At 48.7% G+C, this 16,019-nt stretch carries 16 protein-coding genes; 11 read left to right on the top strand and 5 right to left on the bottom strand.

Annotated features, from left to right (window positions below; translation table 11 throughout):
• Positions 1–172: 172 nt before the first annotated feature.
• The 9 genes from DWY84_RS05870 (at position 173) to DWY84_RS05905 (ending at position 9,684) form a co-directional block, all read left to right on the top strand.
• Positions 173–1,684, top strand: coding sequence for a TRAP transporter small permease subunit (locus DWY84_RS05870; protein WP_118531695.1), 1,512 nt, complete (start codon positions 173–175; stop codon positions 1,682–1,684).
• Positions 1,685–1,708: 24 nt separating this feature from the next.
• On the top strand, positions 1,709–2,164 hold the full coding sequence (locus DWY84_RS05875) for a hypothetical protein (protein ID WP_118531697.1): 456 nt from the start codon (positions 1,709–1,711) through the stop codon (positions 2,162–2,164).
• 135 nt (positions 2,165–2,299) lie between these two features.
• Positions 2,300–2,446 carry a six-cysteine ranthipeptide SCIFF gene (gene scfA, locus DWY84_RS05880; RefSeq protein ID WP_118531699.1) on the top strand — a complete coding sequence of 49 codons (147 nt, stop codon included), beginning with the start codon at positions 2,300–2,302 and terminating at the stop codon, positions 2,444–2,446.
• Between the two features lie 140 nt (positions 2,447–2,586).
• Positions 2,587–3,987, top strand: a complete 1,401-nt coding sequence (gene scfB / locus DWY84_RS05885) for a thioether cross-link-forming SCIFF peptide maturase (RefSeq protein ID WP_118531701.1) — start codon at positions 2,587–2,589, stop codon at positions 3,985–3,987.
• Positions 3,988–4,000: 13 nt separating this feature from the next.
• Complete coding sequence (secD, locus tag DWY84_RS05890) at positions 4,001–6,133, top strand: protein translocase subunit SecD (protein WP_118531703.1); 2,133 nt, start codon at positions 4,001–4,003, stop codon at positions 6,131–6,133.
• A gap of 2 nt (positions 6,134–6,135) precedes the next feature.
• Positions 6,136–7,275, top strand: coding sequence for a tRNA guanosine(34) transglycosylase Tgt (gene tgt, locus DWY84_RS05895; protein ID WP_118531705.1), 1,140 nt, complete (start codon positions 6,136–6,138; stop codon positions 7,273–7,275).
• 83 nt (positions 7,276–7,358) lie between these two features.
• The gene (gene yajC, locus DWY84_RS05900; protein WP_243024775.1) at positions 7,359–7,655 is read left to right on the top strand and encodes a preprotein translocase subunit YajC; all 297 of its coding nucleotides are present in this window, start codon (positions 7,359–7,361) and stop codon (positions 7,653–7,655) included.
• Positions 7,656–8,035: 380 nt separating this feature from the next.
• Entirely contained in the window at positions 8,036–8,164 is a 129-nt protein-coding gene (locus tag DWY84_RS17955; protein ID WP_279220315.1) for a hypothetical protein, read from the top strand.
• Positions 8,165–8,343: 179 nt separating this feature from the next.
• Positions 8,344–9,684, top strand: a complete 1,341-nt coding sequence (locus DWY84_RS05905; RefSeq protein WP_118531707.1) for an AAA family ATPase — start codon at positions 8,344–8,346, stop codon at positions 9,682–9,684.
• A gap of 214 nt (positions 9,685–9,898) precedes the next feature.
• On the opposite strand, the gene DWY84_RS05910 is transcribed toward DWY84_RS05905, so the two are convergent.
• The 5 genes from DWY84_RS05910 to DWY84_RS05930 form a co-directional block, all read right to left on the bottom strand.
• On the bottom strand, positions 9,899–10,441 hold the full coding sequence (locus DWY84_RS05910; protein ID WP_118531709.1) for an NADH peroxidase: 543 nt from the start codon (positions 10,439–10,441) through the stop codon (positions 9,899–9,901).
• Between the two features lie 121 nt (positions 10,442–10,562).
• On the bottom strand, positions 10,563–10,958 hold the full coding sequence (locus DWY84_RS05915) for a transcriptional repressor (RefSeq protein ID WP_118531711.1): 396 nt from the start codon (positions 10,956–10,958) through the stop codon (positions 10,563–10,565).
• A 139-nt stretch (positions 10,959–11,097) separates the two neighbouring features.
• Entirely contained in the window at positions 11,098–12,615 is a 1,518-nt protein-coding gene (locus tag DWY84_RS05920; RefSeq protein ID WP_118531713.1) for a hypothetical protein, read from the bottom strand.
• Positions 12,616–12,737: 122 nt separating this feature from the next.
• Positions 12,738–13,676 carry a LysR family transcriptional regulator gene (locus DWY84_RS05925; protein WP_118531715.1) on the bottom strand — a complete coding sequence of 313 codons (939 nt, stop codon included), beginning with the start codon at positions 13,674–13,676 and terminating at the stop codon, positions 12,738–12,740.
• Positions 13,669–14,421, bottom strand: coding sequence for a phosphatase (locus tag DWY84_RS05930; RefSeq protein WP_347560774.1), 753 nt, complete (start codon positions 14,419–14,421; stop codon positions 13,669–13,671). The genes DWY84_RS05925 and DWY84_RS05930 overlap by 8 nt, the downstream gene beginning before the upstream one ends.
• 160 nt (positions 14,422–14,581) lie before the next feature.
• Here DWY84_RS05930 and DWY84_RS05935 point away from each other — a divergent pair, with 160 nt between their 5' ends.
• Complete coding sequence (locus DWY84_RS05935; protein WP_118531717.1) at positions 14,582–15,307, top strand: S1 RNA-binding domain-containing protein; 726 nt, start codon at positions 14,582–14,584, stop codon at positions 15,305–15,307.
• Positions 15,308–15,353: 46 nt separating this feature from the next.
• Entirely contained in the window at positions 15,354–16,016 is a 663-nt protein-coding gene (locus tag DWY84_RS05940) for a GTP pyrophosphokinase family protein (protein ID WP_118531718.1), read from the top strand.
• Positions 16,017–16,019 lie beyond the last annotated feature (3 nt).

A 16,019-nucleotide genomic window follows, 5' to 3' on the forward strand; every position in this document is an offset into this window, starting at 1 on the left:
GTTTTCAGACAAGATGCACAAAAATTCTCAATATATTTTCATAAGATGAACAAAAAAGAAGAAAAACTTCTGGACTGTATCGTTATTAGCTGTTTTACTTATTTTAACTCGCATGATAGAATGCAGTCAAGTGAGAAAAAGCAGTTTTAATACTACTTAAGGAGGGGAAAAAATGGTAGCTTTAAAATGGCTCGACAAGAATTTTGAAATCTGCTGTATGTCTGTGTTACTGGCAATTATGACAGTCCTTTCATTCACAAATGTTGTGATGCGTTATTGCTTCAATAATGCGTTAAGCTGGTCGGATGAGGTCTGCTGTTACTGCCTGGCAATCAGCGCATTTCTTTCCTTGCCGGCAACAATCCGGAACAGATCTATGATCCGTGTGGATACTTTTACCACCATGCTCAGCAAACCGGTGCAGAAGATCATCACCATTGTATGTACGGTAATCGTGGGTGCGTTCACTGTACTTCTGGTAAAGGGCGGATTTGATCTGATTGCTGTTACCGCAAAGACCGGACAGCGCAGCCCGGCTTTACAGATTCCAGTAGCAAACTTCTACTGGATTATGACCATCTGCTTTGTACTGGCTGTACTCAGAGCAGTTCAGGTAGTATTTCTTGATGTGACTGGAAAGCTCGCTGCGCCTTCAGAAAACCATCAGTACCGTCAGGTGATTGATGCGGAGGGCTGCATTGTTACCAGCGGCCTGATCGACTATCATGTACATTATATGCGCGGCGCTTCCGAAGGCGGTGTGCAGGCAGATGTTGTATCTTTCTGCAGCGGTATTACGACTGTGGTAGACGGCGGAACTGCCGGAACCGGAATGTATGAGCATATCTACCGCACCATCGTAGCCAACTCCCAGGTGCGTTTCCTGAATTTACTGCTGGCAGCGTCCGGCGGACAGTCCAACAACCAGTATCCGGAGAATCTGGATCCGGCACTGATGGATGAGAAAAAAATTGTGGAATTCTTTAAGAAGTATCCGGACAACCTGGTTGGACTGAAAACCAGAATTTCCCATGGCATCATTGAGGCAGACAAGGTAGAAGCTTCCGTCCGCCGTACCGTTGAGATTGCGGAGAAGGCTGGAACAAGAGTGGTTGTTCATGTAACGGACTGTCCGGTGGGCCTGGACCAGCTGGCATCCTGGCTGCGTCCGGGTGATGTGATCTGCCATATTTACCAAGGCAAGGATCATACCTGCATCGGCGAAGACGGCAAGGTGCTTGCAGGCCTGTTAGAGGCAAGAGCGCGCGGTGTTCTCTTTGACGCCTGCAACGGAAGAAGCAACTTCGATCTGGAAGTATGCCAGGCATCCATCAAACAGGGCTTTGTGCCGGATGTGATCAGCAGTGATATCAATTCTTCCAGCTGTTTCCTTCAGCCGTTACACTCCCTGCCGCGTATCTTATCCAAGTTCGTAGACTTTGGCATGGACTGGATGGATGTGCTGGACTGCGCGACAAAGAAGCCGGCTGAGCTCATCGGCATGCCGGAGCTGGCATCCATGGCAGAGGGTACCACAGCAGATGTCGTAATCTTAAAGCATAAGGAAAAAGAAATGCAGTATACAGACCTTGCAGAGCACACCTTTACCGGACATCAGGTATTTGTTCCACAGATGACATTCAAGGATGGTGAGTGCGTTTACTGCCAGGCGGATTTCGCATAAAAAAGGAAAAGGAGCCGGAACAGCATGAAATATTCAGATTATCAGGTGATTGTGGAAAAGGAATATGAGAAGAACCGGAAAAATATTTTTACCTGTTACTTTTTCATTCTTCTCTCGGTCATTCTGTTCGCGGTGTTTTTCTTAAGCATACGGGAACTTCCGGTTGCCGGCGCTGCGTTTCTTCTGGATTTTGCGGCGGCGGTCTATGCGATCCGGGCCTTTAAGGGCCTTCACCCGTACTGGGAGATGCAGTATGCGTTAAAAGCGAAGGAAGATCCGACGGAGATGAACGTGGGCTGCTTTACCGCATCGTTGGAATTTGCCGGGAAAAAGGGTCTTCCTGAGTTTCATGGCAGAGCTCCGGAAATTTTCTCAGAAACACTGGTGGTTTTAAGAAAAAGCAGCAAGGTTTCCCGAACAGACCTCGAACGTCTGGAGAATGTATTAAAACAGGCCGGGATTCAGGAAAACAAGCGTTAACTGCCTGGAAACTTTAACTTGCGGACACTCCCTGTATATGGTATAATCAACGCGAAAATATGCGATTGCGGCCTTTTCGGGTCAGACTCAGCAAAAGGGCGGCAGAGAGCAACAAAAACAGAGGAGGCAGATATCATGAAACATGTAAAGACTTTAAACAATAAAACTCTGAAGGAGTCCATGAAGAAGGGCGGATGCGGCGAGTGCCAGACTTCCTGTCAGTCTGCATGCAAGACTTCCTGCACCGTTGGCAACCAGAGCTGCGAGAACGCAAACAGATAATTATAACAATAGTTTCTGTAAAACTGGAATAGTTACACGGTAAAAGATGGCAGAGGTGGATAAGGGTTCTGAAAAACAGGGACTTTTATCTGCGTCTGCCTATGTGTGTGTTAGGGACTTGATTAAAAAGGAGATTTTGAGTGATTCATCAGTATAAAAATAACGGATATAATATTGTCATGGACATTGCCAGCGGCTCTGTCCATGTAGTAGACGATGTAGTTTACGATGCGGTTGCGCTGTTAGAGCCGGTCATCGGAGAGGTGATGTCCCCGGTGCAGATTCCGGAAACCGCAAGAAAGAATGCAGAGGCTGAGCTTTCCAAGACCTACCCGGCTGAAGATGTAAAAGAGGCCCTGGACGAGGTTCAGGAGCTGATCAACGCAGAGGAGCTGTACACGAAGGATATTTACCAGACTTATGTGACAGATTTCAAGGCGAGAAAGACAGTTGTGAAGGCACTCTGCCTGCACATTGCCCATGATTGTAACCTGGGCTGCAAGTACTGCTTTGCGGAAGAGGGTGAGTATCACGGACGCCGTGCTCTCATGAGCTTTGAAGTAGGTAAAAAGGCACTGGATTTCCTGGTAGCCAATTCCGGTAACCGCCACAACCTGGAGGTTGACTTTTTCGGCGGCGAGCCGCTTATGAACTGGGAAGTGGTAAAGCAGCTGGTTGAGTATGGCCGTTCTCTGGAGGAGCCGAACAACAAGCATTTCCGCTTTACCATCACCACCAACGGTGTGCTGTTAAACGATGAGATCATGGACTTCTGTAACCGTGAGATGAGCAATGTAGTCATGAGCCTGGACGGACGTAAGGAAGTCAATGACTACATGCGTCCTACCAGAAACGGTCACGGCAGCAGTTATGAGATCACCGTTCCGAAGTTCCAGAAGTTCGCGAAGAGCCGCGCAGGCAAGGATTACTATGTCCGCGGTACCTTTACCCGCAACAATCTGGATTTCTCTGAGGATGTGAAGCATTTCGCAGATCTTGGATTTGACCAGATGTCCATCGAGCCGGTAGTCGGAGCGGAGGATGAGCCGTACGCGATCCGGAAGGAAGATCTTCCGAAGATCATGGAGGAGTATGACAAGCTGGCAGTTGAGTATATCAAGCGCAAAAAAGAGGGAAGAGGATTCAATTTCTTCCATTTCATGATTGATTTAAACCAGGGACCGTGTGTGGCAAAACGTCTTTCCGGATGCGGATCAGGTACGGAGTACCTGGCAGTTACCCCGTGGGGCGATTTCTATCCATGCCATCAGTTTGTGGGCCAGGAGGATTTCCTGATGGGCAATGTAGACACCGGAATTACCAGAACGGATATCCGGGATGAGTTCAAGCTCTGCAACGTCTACGCAAAAGAAAAGTGCAGAGACTGCTTTGCAAGATTCTACTGCAGTGGCGGCTGCGCAGCCAATTCCTACAACTTCCACGGAACCATTACCGATGCTTATGAGATCGGATGCGAGATGCAGAAAAAGCGTATCGAGTGTGCGATCATGATTAAGGCGGCTCTTGCCGACGAAGAATAAAAGGAGAAATAAGATGAAGAACAGCAAAGTAAAAGGCCTTCTCGGCCTGCTGGTCCTGCTGTTCGCAGTGGGACTGTTCGGATTCTTCGGCTATGATACCATGGATGACATCAAGCTGGGTCTTGACCTGGCCGGCGGTGTCAGCATCACGTATCAGGCTGTTGATGAGAATCCGACATCGGAGGAAATGTCCGATACCATTTACAAGCTGCAGCAGCGTGTACAGAACTACAGTACAGAGGCTGTCGTGTACCAGGAGGGAAGCGACCGGATCAACATTGATATTCCGGGTGTTTCCGATGCAAACGCAATTCTGGAAGAACTCGGTAAGCCGGGTTCCCTGATCTTTACTGACGAGACCGGTAAGACCCTCTTAACCGGTGACCAGGTGGCTTCCGCAAAAGCGGGAATCATCGAGCAGAATGGTCAGAAATCCTATGTGGTAAGCCTGACCTTCACTGAGGAAGGAACCAAGGCATTCGCTGACGCGACTTCCGCAAACGTAGGCAAGCGCATTGCCATCATTTACGACAACCAGATCTACTCTAACCCGGTGGTCCGTGAGGCCATTACCGGAGGCCAGTGCCAGATCGATGGCATGACCGATTATACCGAGGCTGAGAACCTGGCGGCAACCATCCGTATCGGTTCCCTCTCCCTGGAGCTGCAGGAGCTGCGTTCTAACGTAGTCGGAGCACAGCTTGGCCAGCAGGCTATCTCCACCAGCTTAAAGGCAGGTGCCATCGGTTTTGCGATCGTTGCCGTATTCATGATGGTGCTTTACCTTATCCCGGGTGTGGCTGCTGTCATTGCCCTGGCTCTGTATGTTGGCCTGGTACTCATCATGCTGACTGCATTTGATATTACGCTGACGCTTCCGGGCGTAGCCGGTATCATCCTTTCCGTTGGTATGGCGGTGGATGCGAACGTTATCATCTTCACTCGTATCAAGGAGGAAATCGGTCTCGGACACAGCGTAAAATCCGCGATCAAGGCAGGTTTCTCCAAGGCACTGTCTGCAATTCTGGATGGAAACATCACTACCCTGATTGCTGCTGCAGTCCTGTACTTCCGTGGTTCAGGTACCGTTAAGGGCTTCGCAAGCACGCTGGCGATCGGTATCGTGCTTTCCATGTTTACCGCGCTGTTCATCACCAAGGGCGCACTGTATGCCCTGTATGCGGTAGGCTTTGAGGAACCGAAATTCTATGGAACCAAGAAGGACGGAAAGATCATCAACTTCCTCGGAAAGAAGAATATCTGCTTCATCCTTTCCATCGCTGTCATCGTGGCAGGCTGGGCAGGCATGGCTCTGCACAAGGGCCAGACCGGCTACGTCTTAAACTATGGCATGGATTTCACCGGCGGTACCTCCACCAACGTCACCTTCAATGAGGATATGAGCCTGGATGATATTTCCGCAAAGGTTGTTCCGGTTGTCTCCAAGATTACTGGTGACGCAGACGTTCAGACCCAGAAGGTTGCCGGTACCAACGAGGTTATCATCAAGACCAAGACTCTGGACGTAGAGCAGAGACAGCAGTTAGAGGATGCCATGGTTGAGAATTTTGGTGTTGACGCTGAGAAGATCACCGCAGAGAGCATTTCCGGCGCAGTCAGCACCGAGATGAAGAAGGATGCCGTATGGGCTGTGACCATTGCAACAGTTCTGATGCTGCTGTACATCTGGTTCCGCTTTAAGGATATCCGCTTTGCAGCCAGCGCAATCCTGGCTCTTGTACACGATGTTCTGGTTGTTGTTACCTTCTACTCCCTGGCGAAGTGGTCGGTTGGCTCCACCTTCATCGCATGTATGCTGACCATTGTAGGTTACTCCATCAACGCGACGATCGTTATCTTCGACCGTATCCGTGAGAACCTGGCACTGAAGAAGGCAGGCAGCAAGCAGACACTGGAAGAGATCGTAAACTTAAGTATCACCCAGACCTTTACCAGAAGCATCAATACTTCCCTGACTACCTTCATCATGGTATTCGTTCTGTTCCTTCTGGGCGTATCCTCCATCCGTGAGTTCGCCCTGCCGCTTATGGTTGGTATCGTCTGCGGAACCTATTCTTCCGTATGCGTGACCGGTGCTCTCTGGTATGTCCTGACTACCAGAAAACAGAAAAAGGCTGAGAAATAATTATGAAATATAAACTGATCACAACGGACGGACGGGCCAAGCGCGCTGAGGTTGAGACCGTGCACGGCACCATCCAGACTCCGGTTTTCATGAATGTAGGCACGGTGGCCGCCATTAAGGGCGCGGTTTCCACCGATGACCTGCGCCAGATCGGCACTCAGGTGGAGCTGTCCAACACCTACCACCTGCATGTGCGGACCGGCGACAAGCTGATCAAGCAGTTTGGCGGACTTCATAAGTTCATGAACTGGGATAAGCCGATCTTAACCGATTCCGGCGGCTTTCAGGTATTTTCCCTTTCCGGTCTTCGAAAGATCAAGGAAGAGGGTGTAACCTTCCGCTCCCATATTGACGGACACAAGATCTTTATGGGACCGGAGGAGAGCATGCAGATTCAGTCCAATCTGGCTTCTACCATTGCCATGGCTTTCGACGAATGCCCGCCGAGCCATGCGGAGCTTTCCTATATCCAGCATTCCGTAGACCGCACCACGCGGTGGCTGGAGCGCTGTAAGAAGGAAATGGCAAGACTGAATTCCCTGCCGGATACCATCAACAAGGAGCAGCTCCTGTTCGGTATCAACCAGGGCGGCGTTGTGGATTCCATCCGCATCCAGCACGCAAAAACCATCGCGGATATGGATCTGGACGGTTACGCAGTGGGCGGCCTTGCCGTAGGCGAGACCCATGAGGAGATGTATCACATCCTCGATGTAACCGTTCCGCATCTTCCGCAGAACAAGCCGACTTACCTGATGGGCGTTGGAACTCCGGCGAACATTTTAGAGGCGGTAGACCGCGGCGTGGATTTCTTTGACTGTGTTTACCCGTCCCGCAACGGACGCCACAGTCATGTATACACAAACCACGGCAAGCTCAATCTGTTAAATCAGAAGTACGAGCTTGATCCGCGTCCGATCGAGGAAGGCTGCCAGTGCCCGGCATGCCGTTCCTATTCCAGAGCATACATCCGTCACCTGTTCAAGGCGAAGGAAATGCTGGGAATGCGTCTGTGCGTCTTGCATAATCTGTATTTTTATAATAAAATGATGGAAGAGATCCGCGACGCGATCGAACAGCACCGGTACGCAGAGTACAAGGCTCAGAAGCTTGCCGGTATGGAGGAAGGCCCGCAGGAATAGTTTCTTAACATTTCGGGGTTTTTAAACAAAAACGAATAAGGCTGGCCAGAGCGAGGCGCAGGCACAGCCGCAAGGAGGACAACATGTTATTAGCAACTGCAGCAGCAAACCCGACCATGATGATCGTGTTATACGTGGTAATCTTGGGTGGTATCTTCTACTTCATGGGCTACCGTCCGCAGAAGAAGGAGAAAAAGAGAGTAGACGAGATGATGGCAAGCCTTGCTATCGGCGACAGCGTACTGACCAGCAGCGGTTTCTACGGCGTAATTATCGACATGACCGATGACACCGTGATCGTAGAGTTTGGCAGCAACAAAAACTGCCGCATCCCGATGCAGAAGGCAGCAATCGTACAGGTTGAGAAGCCGGAGGCATAAAAATTTAAAAGCAATAGCAATAAAGGTCCGAAGCCGGTAATCCCGGCATACCGCTGCGCAAAATATGGGTATTGTGTTCGGACGATGCAGCTGACAGATGTTTGCGGATAGTCGGACGAAACGTCCGCCTCCCTCAAACACCAGTCGCTGCATAGCCGGACACGTATACCCATATTTATGCTCCGCGGAATGCCGGGATAACCGGCTTCTGCTGTATTGAATCCGCTAAGAGAGAAATAAAATCAGCCAGAACGGTACTGATAAAAGCCATGATTTCGAGCTTTTACCAGTACCATTCTGGCTGTGTTTTTTATTACCGTAGAATAGCAGGAAAGCAGAAGCAGGCCTGTGCCTTCTGGTCAATGTCGGAAAGCGGCTCCATGGGGAGGTCAATGACGGCTCCGCAGCTTCTGCATATCAATCCGTTCCAGGAACAGATCGCGAAACTGTGGTTTGCCGGTATCAGGCTGGAGATGCGGGTGGCGAAGCTTGTGGGAATAAAAATCTGAGAATACAGCCGCATATATAATATGTCTTTTCGTGCAAAAACTGAATGATTTAATATGTCTTTTCGTGCAAAATAGAACTGTCTGAGCTTGCCTTTTCGTGCATCCATGTGATAAACTGGAGATATCAGCGTATACTATACAAGGAGTTTTCATGTGTTGCTAAATGGAGGAAAGGGCAGATGCTGAAACGAAAAATTTATGATTCTCTTGTTGCCTGGAAAAACAGAAGCTGCGGAAAAACAGCTTTACTGATTGATGGGGCACGGCGGGTTGGAAAAAGTTATATTGCAGAGCAGTTTGCAGAAAATGAATACAAAAGCTATATTATTGTTGATTTTGGTAATCTCCCAAAAGATGTGTTGGCGCTTTTTGAGAATGATACAACGGATTTTGATTTGTTTTTTGCAAAGCTTGTTCTTTTTTATGGAAAGGCACTTCCGAAGAGAGAATCCTTAATTATCTTTGATGAAGTACAGCAGTTTCCGCAGGCCAGACAGCTTATTAAATATCTTGTTGCAGATGGACGTTATGATTATTTGGAGACGGGTTCTCTGATTCGCCTGAAGAAAAATGTAAAGGATATCATTATTCCATCGGAAGAGGAGCATATTGAAATGTTTCCGTTGGATTTTGAAGAATTTTTATGGGCAATGGGGGATGAGGTTACAACATCTTTTATTCGGGAGTGCTTTGAAAAGAAAATGCCATTAGGGCAGGGGGCTCACCGAAAGGTTATGAACAGCTTTCGCCAGTATCTTCTCGTAGGCGGAATGCCTCAATCGGTTCTGGCTTACATGAATGGGAAAGATTTTGAGGCTTCGGATACGGCGAAACGCAATATTCTCCGTCTTTACCGGGATGATGTTGCTAAATTCGCAGATGGCTATGAGGATAAAGTATTTGCAGTATTTGATGGAATTCCGGGCCAGTTATCCAAGAAAGAAAAGAAGTATAAATTGTCATCACTGGACAAAAATGCGCGTTTCCGTTCATTTGAAGATTCTTTTGTCTGGTTGAATGAAGCAATGATTGTAAATACCTGTTTTAACGCTACGGATCCGAATGTGGGACTTGCGTTAAGTGCTGACCATGCAACACAAAAGTGTTATATGGCAGATACAGGACTTCTTACCACACAGACATTTATGGATGGTGCTTATACGGATAATGAACTCTATAAGGCAATTCTGTTTGACAGACTGGATATCAATGAAGGAATGATACTGGAAAATGCAGTGGCGCAGATGTTAAGAACAAATGGCCATAAGCTTTATTTTTATTCCCGCTGTGATAAAGAAAACAGGGAAAATCACATGGAAATCGACTTTCTGATTACGGAAGGAAAGCGGATTGTGCCGATAGAAGTAAAATCTGGAAATTATCGTTCTCATGCTTCTCTGGATAAGTTCAGGAGCAAGTTTGCTTCTAAAATAGGAAATGCTTACATTTTGTATACAAAAGATGTGATGGAGAAAGATGGAATTCTTCATCTGCCGGTATACATGGCAATGTTTTTATAAGAGAAATAAGTTGTTTACAGCAAGAACAGGGCTGCGTCCTGATGGAAGAACTGGCTGAGAAGGAAACCATCGATGAACCGATTGGCGGCCTGGAAGTATTACAGAAAGAAGATGTATTAAAAATCCTGGAAATGGCAAAGTAAAGTTCTGAATGCAAAAACGGGAGACATCCAACCGGAAGTCTCCCGTTTTTTAAGCAATCATATACAGGTAATTAACCAAAATATCTCTTTAACAGGCCCTCAAATGCTTTCCCGTGTCTTGCCTCATCTCTTGCCATCTCATGAACGGTGTCATGGATTGCGTCCAGGTTTGCTGCTTTTGCTCTCTTAGCCAGGTCGAATTTGCCTTCGGTTGCGCCGTGCTCAGCGGCAACTCTCATCTCCAGGTTCTTCTTGGTGGAGTCGGTTACAACCTCACCTAACAGCTCTGCGAATTTTGCAGCGTGCTCAGCCTCTTCGTAAGCTGCCTTCTCCCAGTAAAGGCCGATCTCCGGATAACCCTCTCTGTGAGCAACTCTTGCCATAGCCAGGTACATACCAACCTCAGAGCACTCTCCCTCGAAGTTTGCTCTTAAGTCAGCCAGAATGTCTTCGCTGACGCCCTGTGCAACGCCTACTACGTGCTCAGCGGCCCAGGTCATCTCGCCTGCCTGCTCTTTGAATTTGGAAGCCGGTGCCTTACATACCGGGCAGAATTCCGGTGCAGCGTCTCCCTCGTAAACATAACCACATACAGTACAAACCCATTTCTTCATAACTCGTTTCTCCTTTACATGTGAAATATAGTTTTATTTGTGTTGGCGGACTGCCGGCACTGACCTGCCTGCAGTCTGACCAGTGATGCTTTTTGTAACATAGCGGCCGTGGATCTTTCGGCTAATGCTGATTTTTCCTGCAGCAGTCCGCGCAGCGGCCGAAAAAGAAGATAGTGTGATCTTCTACCTGGCCTGCGGTACAGGCCTGTGCCTTCTGGTCAATGGCGGAAAGTGGCTCCATGGGGAGGTCAATGACGGCTCCGCAGCTTCTGCATACAAAATGGTAATGCAGGCTGGTGTCTGCGTCAAAGTGATCCTTTCCGTCCCCGAAGGTGAGCTTCTGGACTTCTCCAAGTTCTACAAGAAGGTTTAAGTTCCGGTATACGGTACCGAGACTGATGTTCGGGAACTCCTCGCGAATGCTTGCGTATACGGCGTCTGCGGTCGGATGATCCTTGCGGTTCATGAGACTTGCTTTGATGGATTCCCGCTGACGGCTGTATTTTAATATCTTCATTGCAGCTCCTTTTCATCAAGAGATAATAGTAATGATTACTATGATTGGATTATAGCAAATGCGGAGAAGGATGTCAATCCTTTTCTCCGCATTTTTTAAATATTTTTTCAACAAATATTGCAGCTGCAGATGCCGGATCTTATGCCAGCAGATCTGAAATTTTGTTAAAGTAGGTTCCGTTGTACTGATTCCGGAGCGCGATAATATTGGAATCGGGCCATGTATCATCGGTCATACGGTCTATGTTCTTTAAAAGAAGGTTCTGTACTCCTTCGATGCGTCCCCACAGGGCATCCAGTTCTTTCTGGTTCAGCAGGTCGGACATAACAAAGAAGACCATATTTTTATCAAGGGACAGAATGTGCGCGCAGACAGTCTGGTCAAGGTATGGCAGAGTACAGGTTCCGTTCTGTTCAATCGGTTTTAACTGAAGGAAGCCATCCCTTCTTTCTTCCAGGGCAGCATAAGCGGTTGTTCCAAAGGCCATGTCGGAGTCAATTCCGGTTACTCCTTTCAGGATCCGTTTTCCATCCCGTTCTTCGTAGGTAAAAAACAGATTGGAAGAGTTGCGGTCGACCTGTCCGCAGATGGTATCCAGGAGCTGGAGATTTATGAGGCTTTTTATCAATTCCGGGCTGGAGGTTACCGGAAGACCCTTTTGGCGGATGGTCTCGAACTGCTCTCCTTTGGCCATAACGGTTACGATGCCGTTTTCAGAATTTTCCTGTCCGGTTTTCAGCACAACAGCAGCGGAATCGGTGACCAGACCGGGAATGCCGAGGAGACTGGCCATTCTGGAGGTGGCAACATTCCGCTTGGAAAGATCCTGTCCTGGTTCAATTCCGGCATCTTTTGCAATGCCAAAGCGGGTATTGAGCTTTTTAAAAGCAGCAGAGAATTCCGGCATGAATGTCTTCAGTTCTGCCTGTTCTTCGGAAGTGAGGGTAAGATCTGTCGAAATCATGGCAAGGAAAATCCCCAGATCCTTATAAGAAGCCAGGGCCATATTACCCATGCTGATAGGATTCTCGTTATCAATCAGTGATAGGAGTTTGGTGATCAGTGCTTCATGGGACTTCCACTCCGGTTTCTGCTGGATCAGCGCTTTCACATCTTCCCGCAGCGGAAGTAGTTTTTCTTCTTTTTTATAAAACAGTTTCGTGTTGGGGTATTTGATCACTGTGACATCGCTGGTGCCGCCGCCGGTCGTCTCAATCTCATGGGAAGAGAGGTCGATATGGGCCACTCTCATGGCACCCAGTACATTAGCCCAGCTGGCGTCCTCCATATTCCGTTTCTGGAGAACCTCTGCGGTGGCCTGCAGTTTCGAGTCTTCAAGTTCCGCAATTTTCCAGATTTGCAGGACCATCTGTTTGCGGGCTTTGCCGGAAGCAGTCCAGGGACGCTTATGGCTGAGCGTGTAAGCCCTGCAGCTTTCAATGAGCTCTCTGTACAGATTTTTTGCCTCTGAAAGCTGTTCTTCAAAGGCGTTCGGATCCGGAGACAGCTTCCGCTCGGAAAAAAAGCTCAGAAGCTGCTTTTCCGCGTTTTTGAGCCGACTCATTTCCGGGCCGTCTTTGTACGTGACGCCAAGAAGCTTGTATTTGCTGTCCTGCAGTTCCTGATTCTGGCGAAGCGCCTCTTCAAAACCGGCCATCTGCAGTTCACGGTCCTGGATGATGGAAAGATCCTGCTGGATTTCCTCGTTGGGAGCTGACTTCGGGGAGCTTGTTTTTCCAGCTTTTTTGTTAAAAAAGGGTTAGGCATAGTTGGTCCCTCCTATATGGTTTCTTTTGCGGTCTGTATGAATTCTTTGGTGGCCTGTGACATATAATGGCCTTTGTGGTAACCGATTGCCAGAACACCGTGGGCCTTTGGATGATCCAGGGAATAGAAGTTTAATGGTCCCTGTCCGTTTTTCAGCTCCTGCATTTCGGTCTGGCCGGAGATGAACATACGCGGGTAAAAGGTGATGCCCATACCCTTTTCAGCCAGTGCCAGTACGGTCTGGATGTTTTCGGTTTCCAGTACGATGTTGGGTGTGATCTGAGCCTCCTCAAACATTTCATCCGCAATGGTGCGCACGCGGTTTCCTTTGTTGATCAGAAGAAACGGGCAGTTTGCCAGAAGCTTTAAATCGGTATGCTCCGAAAGCTGTTTTTTAATCTCTTTTAAGCGGCCTGGGAAGGCGTGCTCCAGAACACTGTCCGGGACGGCCAGCAGAATTTCTTCCTCGCAGATCGGCACAGTTTCGACATTTTCCACTTTAAATGGGAGCATGTCGATGATCAGGTCGATGTTGCCGTGCAGGAGGTCATCAGCCAGCTCGGAGGAATTGCCCTCCACCAGCTTTAAGTCGATGTTTGGATACCGCTCTTTGAATACCGGTAAGATTTCCGGCAGGATGACGCGTCCGCGGGTGTGGGAGAGTCCCAGGGTAAGCTGGCCGACAGAGAAATCTTTGATGTCGGAAAGCTCCCGGTAGGTCTCGTCCCGCAGCTCCAGCATCTGGCGGGCCTTGGCCTTTAATGCCTGACCGGCATAGGTTAAGGTCAGGGGCGTGGTGCGGTTGAAGAGGATGACATCGAACTCTTTTTCCATATTGGAGATGTGGTTGCTTAAGGACTGCTGGGAAATGAACAGCTTTTTGGCGGCCTTGGTGAAGTTCAGTTCCTCGGCGGCCACCAGAAAGTATTCCAGGTTTAAAAAGTTAATCATGGGCTTGTCCTCCCAGATAGAGCGGTTTGTTTAAATACGGAATATAGTCTGCTGCTTTGTCTATGGAAGTGTTCACCACAAGCTCTTCCGGGAAGCCGATCTCTTCCAGAAGTGCCTGCGCGCGGGTGTGGTTGCCTACGTCAGCATCGCTGTGGGCGTCGCTGTCCATAATGATGGATACGTGATGCTTCCGGCACAGCTCCAGCATGGTGATGTAATTTTCCCTTGCATTTAAGCGGTGGCATTCCGGGTGCAGGGAACTGGAATTGACCTCCAGGAGGACATGATGCTCTTTGGCGGCGCAGACCAGAGTCTCGTAGTCAATGGGGAAGCGCCCGTCGTCCGGATGACCGATGATCTGGACTGCCGGATTTTTCATGGCACCGAGGTAAGCCGCTGTGTTCTGCGCCACGGTTCCGCTGTTATAGCATGGTTCATGGATGCTGGCAACGGCGTAGTCCAGACCGTTGAGGTAGCGTGGCTCGAGGTCAATATGGCCTTCATAGTCGATGATATTCAGTTCACAGCCAAGGATCAGCTTTACGCCGAACTGTTCCCGCGGGACTACCTTAAAGTTGATGAAATAAAACGGATGGCAGGCACCGGGAATCCGCGGAGCGTGCTCGGTGATGCCAAGAAGTTTTACGTCTTTTTCAGACGCGGAGCGGATCATTTCCTGCATGGTGCTGTAGGCGTGGCCGCTCATGATGGTATGGGTATGAAGATCTAAAATATCGTGGATCATAGTGATTTCTCCTGATAAAAGTATCGTAATTGAATCATTAAAATTATAGCACGCTTTAGTCCATAAAACCAGAAAACTATAGCAAATTCAAAGGAAATATGGTAAAGTGGGTAATAGTATTGAGACGTTCCCAGAGGGAACGGGAAAAGGAGTAAACATCATGAGTGAAGTAAAAGAAACAATGGAAGATTTTGCCAGCGAGCTGGAGGCATCTTATAAGGAATATGACGCACGCCGCAACAACGCATATCAGGACCAGGAAGGCCCGGACGCAGAGAAGTGGGCAGAGCTTGCTCAGCAGATGGAAGACAAGACTGTATTAAAGGTAAAAGTAAAAGAGGCAGTCAAGGGTGGTCTGGTTGCATATGTAGATGACATCCAGGGCTTTATCCCGGCATCTCAGGCAGCAGACCACTATATTGAAAAGCTGGAAGACCTGGTTGGCCAGCATCTTGAGGTGGTTCCGATCACCGTAGACATGGAGAAAAAGAGACTGGTTCTGTCTGCAAGAGCAGTCCTTCAGGAGAAGAAGGCAGCAGAGCGCGCAGAGAAGCTTGCTTCCGTTGAGGTTGGCTCTGTTGTGAACGGTACTGTAGACAGCTTAAAGGATTACGGCGCATTCGTAAATCTTGAGAACGGGTTAAGCGGACTGTTACACGTATCCCAGATCAGCAACCAGCGCATCAAACATCCGGGTGTGGTATTAAAAGAGGGACAGAACGTAACCGTAAAGATCACCGGTGTAAAAGACGGCAAGATCAGCCTCAGCATGAAGGCACTGACTGCAGACGGCGAGCCGGAGAAGCCGGTAGAAAAATTCGATTACAAAGAGACCGGTGAGGCAACCACCGGACTGGGAGCACTGTTAAAAGGCCTGAAGTTCTAACAATTTTTATCCGGCTGCGGTGCATCAATCAAAGGAGGGATAGCGGTTGGTATATATCCCAAATGCCTACAGTCAGCTGGATCAGTGGAATTCCGTTATGTTTCTGTACGAATCAGCACTGAAGGCAATCAACACAAAAATTGAGATCTTAAACGAAGAGTTTATTCATATGTATGGGCACACGCCCATCGAACACATCAAATCCAGAGTCAAAACTCCGGACAGCATTGTCAAGAAAATGAAGCGCAATGGCTACGAGGTCACCATTGAGAATATGGTGGAGAAGCTCAGTGACATTGCGGGTATCCGCATCATCTGTTCCTTTAACCAGGATATTTACCAGATCGCGGATATGATCGCGCGCCAGAAGGATGTTACGGTTCTCTATGTAAAGGACTACATCCGAAAGCCGAAGCCCAATGGCTACAAGAGCTATCACATGGTGGTGACCATCCCCATTTATCTGACAGAAGGACCGGTGGAGACCAAGGTGGAAATCCAGATCCGCACCATTGCGCAGGATTTCTGGGCCAGCCTGGAGCATAAGATCTATTACAAGTTTGAAGGAAGCGGTCCGGACTCATTGCAGGCGGAGCTGAAGGCATGTGCCGATATGGTGGATATGCTGGACGCAAAGATGTTTTCTCTGAACCAGTCAATCCTGGAGACCCGGAGGGCCCAGGAGGACGAACCGGAACCGAAAGAGTAATCT

It is taken from the genome of Clostridium sp. AF27-2AA (assembly GCF_003478505.1).
In the GTDB taxonomy this organism is placed as follows: Bacteria; Bacillota; Clostridia; order Lachnospirales; family Lachnospiraceae; genus Brotaphodocola.